This window comes from Paenibacillus sp. 01T442, from assembly GCF_056398345.1.
The window spans coordinates 1-8,529 of sequence record NZ_JBFTPF010000129.1 but is presented as its reverse complement, the minus strand read 5'-3'; the positions used below and the strand labels follow the sequence as shown (position 1 = coordinate 8,529).

Annotated in this window: 7 protein-coding genes; 4 read left to right on the top strand and 3 right to left on the bottom strand. The window is 44.3% G+C overall.

What is annotated here, in order from left to right:
* Together AC1DLM_RS33800 and AC1DLM_RS33795 are read right to left on the bottom strand one after the other, a co-directional pair.
* The coding region (locus AC1DLM_RS33800) for a cache domain-containing sensor histidine kinase (RefSeq protein WP_477572435.1) at positions 1 to 1,574 on the bottom strand (1,574 nt) is incomplete at its 3' end.
* Entirely contained in the window at positions 1,571 to 3,145 is a 1,575-nt protein-coding gene (locus AC1DLM_RS33795) for a response regulator (protein WP_477572434.1), read from the bottom strand. The genes AC1DLM_RS33800 and AC1DLM_RS33795, both read right to left, overlap by 4 nt.
* A gap of 185 nt (positions 3,146 to 3,330) precedes the next feature.
* On the opposite strand from AC1DLM_RS33795, the gene AC1DLM_RS33790 reads away from it, so the two are divergent.
* From AC1DLM_RS33790 to AC1DLM_RS33775, 4 genes are all read left to right on the top strand, one after another.
* Positions 3,331 to 4,248: an ABC transporter permease gene (locus AC1DLM_RS33790; protein WP_477572433.1), complete on the top strand. Its 918-nt coding sequence runs from the start codon at positions 3,331 to 3,333 to the stop codon at positions 4,246 to 4,248.
* Positions 4,249 to 4,275: 27 nt separating this feature from the next.
* Positions 4,276 to 5,175 carry a carbohydrate ABC transporter permease gene (locus AC1DLM_RS33785; protein ID WP_441991839.1) on the top strand — a complete coding sequence of 300 codons (900 nt, stop codon included), beginning with the start codon at positions 4,276 to 4,278 and terminating at the stop codon, positions 5,173 to 5,175.
* Positions 5,176 to 5,247: 72 nt separating this feature from the next.
* On the top strand, positions 5,248 to 6,813 hold the full coding sequence (locus tag AC1DLM_RS33780; RefSeq protein WP_477572432.1) for an ABC transporter substrate-binding protein: 1,566 nt from the start codon (positions 5,248 to 5,250) through the stop codon (positions 6,811 to 6,813).
* Between the two features lie 219 nt (positions 6,814 to 7,032).
* Positions 7,033 to 7,686, top strand: coding sequence for a hypothetical protein (locus tag AC1DLM_RS33775; RefSeq protein ID WP_477572431.1), 654 nt, complete (start codon positions 7,033 to 7,035; stop codon positions 7,684 to 7,686).
* A gap of 53 nt (positions 7,687 to 7,739) precedes the next feature.
* On the opposite strand, the gene AC1DLM_RS33770 is transcribed toward AC1DLM_RS33775, so the two are convergent.
* A complete protein-coding gene (locus AC1DLM_RS33770) occupies positions 7,740 to 8,297 on the bottom strand; it encodes an NADPH-dependent FMN reductase (RefSeq protein ID WP_441991836.1) in 558 nt (185 codons plus the stop codon).
* Positions 8,298 to 8,529: the final 232 nt, after the last annotated feature.

Sequence of the window (8,529 nt, the reverse complement as noted above, 5' to 3'; positions counted from 1 at the left end):
CCGTCATCTTTGATGAGGAGATGCATCGTGTGATCTTCCAGATAAGCCCGAATCGAGATGCTGCCTTCACGCTGGGTTCGACTTAATATTCCATGTAGAATGGCATTCTCGACAAGTGGCTGCAGGGTGATTTTGGGAATAGGATGACTAAGCAGCTCTTCAGGGACGTCAATCTGGAAATCAATTTTATTTTCAAAACGAATATTCTGAATCTGCACATAGAACGAAACATGCTGCAGCTCCTCACGCAGGGTGATAATATCTTTGCCGCTGCTGAGGCTGACTTTATAGAAACGAGCTAGTGCCTTGACGACTTTCTTAATGTCCGTGTTCAGGCCGCTGTCCGCCATCCAGTTTATCAGATCCAATGTATTATACAGAAAATGTGGGTTTATCTGCGATTGGAGTGCTTTTAACTCTGCATTTTTGACCTCTTGTCCCAGACGGTAATGTTCCTTATTCATGGAGCTTATTTGCTCGATCATGTAATTATATGTTTGGATCAGCTCACCAATTTCATCTCGACCTTGCGTCTGAGCGAGCGCGATGAGGTTTCCATTCTGCACATCCCGTAAGCGGCTAGTCAATTGCGTGACACGTCGTGTGACGGAGAAGGAGAAGAGGTAGGCTAACAAGTAGGCGATGACCGTCACGATGAGCAATATAACCAACAAATCATTGCGCAATTGATGACTTTGCTGCACGACCTCATGCAATGGAATGACAGTGACCATTCCCCAATTGGAAGGCAGTTGCCGGAACAAATAGTAATTGTTATTCGTTTGCCAAGTGGTGGAGACTGCATCGTCCCATGTATCAGGCAAATTGACTAGCGTGGTCACTGAAGGATCCGAGGATAGGATGATTTGTTGATTCTGATCCACCAAGAAGGTCGTACTGTTTCTGACCACATTCGCTTTACTCAGCATGGAACGAATCGTTTCCGCTTGTACATCAACGCGCAATTGACCGATCGGAATGGCATAATTGTTCGGATCCAATATACTTCGAACCACATAAAGCGAAGAATTGTCATGTGTGGCTTTCTCCCCAAGTTCAGGGGCTGAGCACCATAAATATTTGGCATGCAAGTCATTTAAACGGTCGAAGCAAGGACTGTCCTTGGTTTCATTTAGTGATAAGAAATTCTCAGTCTCATTCGCGAAAATAAAAGCACTCGGCACGTAAAGGATGACACGTGAAATATCGAGACTATCCTGCATGGAGCGCAGCAGCTTCTTGAGATTAGCGTATTCCTGCAGCTCACGATTGATATCACTGGTTACATTGTTATCCATCAGAATGTCCGAGATGGCCGAGTTGGAAACGAGAATATTCGTTGTCTCTGCAATCCGCTGGACGCGATAATTCAGAAAGGAATACGTCTGATCGAAGCCTTGCTTAGCCGAATAGGTGACATGATTGATGATGATATCGGACATTTTCTCCGAAGCAATGAACTGATAGAAGCCGAGTGGAAGCATGATCAGCAGCAAATAGGTGTACATGATTTTGTGACGCAGCTTCGTATTGTACAGCCATTTGCGCAGCATTTGAATGAATGAGAACATCATGACTGGCATCGCTCCCGATACTCGGAAGGTGTCATACCCGTGGATTTGCGGAAAATTTTGGCGAAATGCTCCCCGTCCTTATAACCCACTTGCGAAGCCACATCGAGGACCTTTAGCCGGTTATTGCGCAGCAGTTCCTTCGCTTTTTCCATCCGATATTCGGTCACATATTGCTTGATCGTTTTCCCTGTAGCATCCTTAAAGATCGAAATAAGATGAGAAGCCGTCATCTGCATATGATCACTCACGTCCTGGACAGAAAGATCGTCATCGGCATAGTGGAGATGAATGAAACGTACGATTCGGGAGCTTGTTGACGACATGCCGCCGCTCGAGCGCTCTTGAATGGCTTTTTTCAATTCGTCTAGTTTCATGGCTGTCACACGGTGGATATCGTCCAAATAATGACATTCCAGGATCAGCTTCCAAGCCACATCATTTTCCTCCGAGGTGTCGAAGAGGGTGATATTTCGACCATGAGCGAATTTGTCMATTTCCAGAATGAAGCGGTAGTAGAGTTCTTTCACACTAACAATCAGCGTGCCTGGATGCTGGCGAATATCGGCGGTTATCGTCGCGAGCAGCTGATCGGCGTCAGCGAAATGCTCTTCAGACAGCGCTTCCGAGAAGCGGACGAGTTGTTCAGGCTGCGACACGTAATGCAGCGATTGTGCATCACTTCCCGTATTATCATGCAAAATGAGGGAGCACGGTTTGTGAAAAAACGACTCCTGTAAGCGAAGCACAGCACTCGTATAGGACTCCTGCAGCTTATAGGCGGAAGGGACAATTTTGCCCGCTGCGATGGAAAATAAATCATACTCCCGCTTCAAGGCAGTAGACAGCTCATAGCACAGATGTTGAACATGGCTGATCGCGATACTGTCATTCTGCTGTGAAAAGAAGTGAACGATCGCGTGATGATCATCTTTCCAAGCGTACAAATAAGGCAGCTCACAGCCAGCAAGCGCTTCATCTATTAAATGTCCCAGCGATTCTTTCCGTGATCCTGGTGAAATCAGCTTGATGACAGCCGTTGCAGCGGGCGCTTGCATGACTGCTGTGAAATCAGCCGCCAATAAGCGACTATGCAGCATATCCTCATCGTAACCGCCGCGAATCAACTGCAAAGCGGCTTCTTGCTTCATGTAACTCTTGTTTTCTTTGGCTACCGTATCATTGGCAACATGTCGCTGTTCTTCCAGCACGATATCAATTGCTCCCCGCAGAGCATCTTCCAACTCTTCCACATCAATTGGTTTCTCGACATAACTAACCGCCTTCAAGGTTATCGCGGCTTTCAAATATTCTTTATCGGCATAGCCGCTCATAAAGACGATTTTGCACTGCGGGTACTTGCGGCGAAGATGAAAGGCAAGTTCGATGCCATCCATCCGCGGCATGCGAATATCAGTGAGCACGATGTCCGGTTTAAACTGTTCCGCAATAGCCACAGCATCCAGACCGTCTACAGCTTCATGGAGTTCGGTGATGCCAAGACGCTCCCAACTGACGGATTTGAGTACGCCTTCTCGCGTGAATTTCTCATCTTCTGCAAATAGAAGTTTCATGACAGGCAACCCCCCTTAGATGTAGCTATAGATTATCTCATATTTACACGCAATACCACTAGCTACAGGACTTATCTGCAAAAGTTACAKGGAATCGATATTTTGTCGGGTTATCACGTTCCATGTAACCTGTTAATTTAGATACAGGAGAGAGACAACTAGAAACGGATGGGGGAAAGGTAGAGATGAGAACAGGACTCCTGTATCGCATKAGATCCAAGAAAGCGCTGTTATTCATGATTGCGCCGGCTGTTATTTACTTCTTGCTGTTCAGCTATGTACCGATGGCAGGCATTGTGCTGGCGTTCAAGCAGTATCGCTATGATTTAGGAATAATGGGGTCCCCATGGGTAGGTTTGGACAACTTTAAGTTTTTCTTTATGACAGGAGATGCCTTCCGAGTAACCAGGAACACACTGCTGTACAATGCGGCATTCATTCTAATTAATAATGGTTTGCAAATTATTGTCGCCATCTTCATGGCGGAGATCGGGTCCAAGCTGTTTCGAAAAACAGCGCAAACGGTTATGTTTTTACCTTACTTTTTATCCTGGGTTGTCRTAGGGGCGGTTGCTTACAATTTGTTTAACTACGAGCATGGAACCGTAAACACGGTTCTGCGTGCGTTGCACATTCCTGAATTAGATATCTATACAACGACGGAGTATTGGAAATATATCTTGGTATTCTTCTCGGCTTGGAAAGCAGTGGGGTATGGCGCCGTGTTCTATATGGCCTCCATTCTGAGCATTGACCGTGAGACATATGAAGCAGCCGAAATCGATGGAGCCAACGTGTTCCAGCGCATTCGATACATCACCTTACCATCACTTCGACCAACGATTACAATACTTGTGCTGTTAGCGATTGGCGGCATTTTCCGTGGTGATTTCGGACTGTTCTATCAGCTTGTGGGTAATAACGGCCTGCTTTATGAAACGACAGATGTCATTGACACTTATGTATACCGCTCACTACTGGTCAATAATGAAATCGGCATGTCGTCTGCGATCGGCTTCTATCAATCCATTCTGTGTTTTGTAACCATCATGGTGACGAATTTCCTAGTACGTAAATCCGATAAAGATAATGCGTTATTCTAAACTTACAGCAACTTGCGAGGTGGAACTATGAGTACGACCAGTGTAAAAAAGAGTCAAATCGATCAGCGAATCTTGGATGCGGTTGGCTATGTCTTTATAGCAGTGATATGTTTGGCATGCTTGATTCCGTTCTTGCTCATCATCAGTGGCTCATTAACGAGTGAGTCATCGATTACTAGCGATGGGTTTCGCTTATGGCCAAAGGAATTTTCGTGGGATGCCTACACCTTCGCGCTCAAGCATCCACAGCAATTTGTGAGTTCGTATTTGTTGACCATCACTTTAACGGTGACAGGTACAGTTGTCGGATTATTTATTTCCGCGATGGCAGCGTATGTGCTGCAACGTCAGGATTTTGAATGGCGCAGCGGATTTTCGTTCTTCTTCTACTTTACGACGTTGTTTAACGGTGGACTTGTTCCCTGGTATATCTTAATGGTTAACTATTTACACATGAAGAATACGTTCTGGGCGCTGCTTGTCCCGCCATTGTTAAATGTGTTCTATATTATCATCTTACGAACGTTTTTGCGCAGCATCCCGGATGCGATTACTGAATCTGCCAAAATCGATGGAGCAGGGGATTTCACGATCTTCGTACGATTGATTATCCCTTTGGCTAAACCCGGTCTAGCTACGATTGGCTTGTTCACCGCGCTGAATTATTGGAACGATTGGTTTAACTCGTTGCTGTTTGTGCAGAATGAGAAACTGTACACCCTGCAATATTTACTTTATAAAATGTTAGGAAATCTCGAAGGGATTCGCAAGGTTATGGCGATAACCGGTATGCAGGTAACTGACTTGCCTGGCGAGAGTTTGAAAATGGCCTTAGCCATTCTTGTAACGGGACCGATCATTTTCTTGTATCCGTTCGTACAGCGTTATTTCGTTCAAGGCTTGACAGTTGGAGCTGTAAAAGGGTAAAAAAGGGTAGCCCCGGGAATTCCTATTCCCGGTTTATCATAACTTATCTATCATTTATAAGGGGAGAATAACATGGCAAACACGAAGAAATTAGCCACACTCAGTCTGGCATCCTTATTTGCAATGGGAACTGTACTCACAGCTTGCAGCACCAAAGAAGCATCGCCTTCTCCAAGTACATCAGTGGTTCCACAAGCAAGCGCTTCCGCGACTGCAGCTGCTAATACGGGTATTGATACAAGCAAGGAAGTTAAGCTGAAAACGGTTCTGTTAGGCTCCAAGCCGAAGGCTTTTGATGAGGTATATGGGGAAGTCAATAAATTAATGAAGCAAAAGATTAATGCCACACTCGATATTAGCTTCTTGGATTGGGGCGAATATCAACAGAAATATCCTTTGATGTTTGCTGCGAATGAAGATTTCGATCTTGTCTTCTCAGCGACGTGGTCCTATTATGCTCAGCAAGCTACGAAGAATGGTTTCATGCCTTTGACGGAGGATCTAATCAAGAAATTCGCGCCAAAAACATGGGCCGAAGAGCCGAAGGTCGCTTGGGAGCAAGCGAAGATTAACGGGAAAATTTACATGATTCCGCAAAACAATTTTGAGTACAGCTATCATATGATTGGTATTCGTGGCGATCTGCGTCAGAAATATAATTTGCCTGAGCTGAAAACGTATGATGATTATGTAAATTACTTGAAAGTGATCTCGGAGAAAGAGAAAGATTTCAAGCCAAGCATTGGGGTAAGTGAGTTTAATTCGGTAGAGTTGATTCAGCCGAACGAGTGGAACTTTGTCGTGCCGCAGCTGCCTATCGTATATAAAGTAACGGAAGCAACAGGCAAGCTTTTCAGCTATGTTGATACTCCGGAATTCGCTACATTCTCTAAGAAAATGTTCGATACTCAAAAAGTTGGTGCTTGGTCCCGTGATGCGATTGCCAACAAAGTAGATAAAACACAAGCTTTCAAAGATGGTAAATTAGCTTCCGTTGAGTGGAATCTAGGCACTCTGCTGCGCACGAAATCCGAAATGCAAACGACGCATCCGGATTGGAAAGTGGAGCTATACGATCTAAGTGCAGACAAGAAACGTCTATCCAATCCATTCATCAACAATGGGATGTCCATTCACGCGGGTTCCAAGAACTATGAGCGCGCATTGATGGCGATTGACCTTCTTCGTTATGACCCTGAGATTCATGATTTGACGAACTACGGTATCAAAGGCAAGCATTATGAGCCAGTAGGCAAAGATCAATTCAAACCTCTACCTGCGTCGGCTGATTTCCCGCCATCGGGTACAGATCCATGGGGCTGGAACTCATTGAATGAGCGTCTGGATTCGACAGTAGCTGAAGAGACAATTAAATTCACAGAGAACTGGAAGAAAACCGTAACAGTTAACCATCCTTTGGAGACATTTACGTTCGATGATACTAAAGTGAAGAATGAAGTTGCAGCTGTCAGCAACGTAATGGAAACTTATGGTAAACCATTGTTCTACGGCTTAGTTGATCCTAGCGATGCTGGACATGGTTTGCATATTTTCAAAGACAAGTTGAAGCAAGCAGGGATCGATAAAATTGTGGCTGAAATGCAAAGCCAAGCTGATCCTGTAATCGCTAAAAAGTAAGTGTGTGGACCGCTTCCTGCGTGCAGGGAGCGGTTTTTTGGTTGGGCGAGATAGTAGGGGAAATCGACTATCTCGGGTGGAACGGGCGCCGGCAGGGATTCGCCTTTCATGAATTTTAGATAACATAATATTAGTTATGTAAAGATTTTTACAACTGGAAGGAATTCACAAACTTCATATGGAATATATATACATAAATTATAAAAGTGAGGAAGAGCCATGACACATCGTATTTTTAAATGTTTTAGACTATCTCTTGTGATAACCATGCTGGCGTTATTGACAGTTGGTTGTTCAGAATTATTTGAGTATAAACCAAGCCTTAAAGCTAATGAAATAGCTCTTACACCTGTAGAGTTGTTCAAGGGGGATGGTGCTAAATTCAAGCCATTTATGGGGGCAATGTCGGGAGCATTTCAATTACGTTATCAAGGTACGAAACCACATGCAACGTTGGATATTGATATTTGGCGAAATGGAAAGAAAGAGAAGACGATCGGGGCAATTGGCGATTTGTTCTTTCAGACACAAGCGGAAAAAAGTAAAGAACTGGAGGTCATCATCTCCATAGATAAAGTTGCTATAGAAGGGCAAGCTGCTCTGAACACGATAAAAGTAGGTTTGCGATCTCATTCAGGATCAAACATAGCTGTTTTTACCGCTCCATGGGATAATCAACTGAACGCTATAGGTTTGATTCAAAATAGTGACCCCCGCATCCTCAACACGAATGAGTCCGTTCATGTCTGGGGAATGCATGCGACGAGTACGAATGAAATTCGTACGTCGGATTTCACACCTGAAGCGCTAAGCAGGATTGAATATGCGATTATGTTCACCTTGCGTTTTGATGAAATAGACCAAAAAAGCTGAAATAGGGGAACCCTAAAATCAGCTTTTTTCACATTCTTTTGCTTGGATAGGTATTAACGCAATGTCTTCAAAGCCCCGCTCCAAGCAATGACTTGATCAAACATGGTGTTCGCAGCGGCATCCTGACGCGGATTGGGCTTGAGCACTGTGAAGTTCTCAAAATCAGTAAAGAGGGACAAGGTTACCTGAGCACGCACGCCGGCAATATGTAATTCAGCTAAGATGAGTCTTAGGTTCTCTGCAGCACGCGCTCCGCCCGTACCTCCACCATAACTGACGATGCCAGCTGCTTTATCTTTCCATTCATTGAATAGGAAATCTAGCGCGTTCTTCAGCGCCGCTGGTACGGCATGATTATACTCTGGTGTCACGAAGATGTAGCCGTCGTAACCCTGAATTGCTTTCGACCAAGCAATGGTATGTTCTTTCGTGTATTTCATCATCATAGGTGGATGAGGTTCATCATAAAGTGGCAAACTAAAATCTGCCAGATCGACGATCTCAAATATTGCATCCGTACGTTTGCTCGCTACTTCATGTACCCATTGAGCGACGACTTCGCCTCTACGTCCTGGGCGAGTGCTGCCGAGAATAATTCCGATTTTTAACATCGTTATGGCCTCCACAAGATTAAGTATTTACGAGTAGCATAACGGTTGAATAGAATCTTGTGCAATTGAAAATACAGTTATAACAAATGTTTCCCGTGGGGGATCCATAATAAATGATTATTGTTTACATAATATAAGTTAAGTTTACTATTATTCTAAAATTGACATTTTCGCGTCATAAAAACAGATACTTTTTGAAATTTGTATGAACATGGAAGCGGATGTATATGAT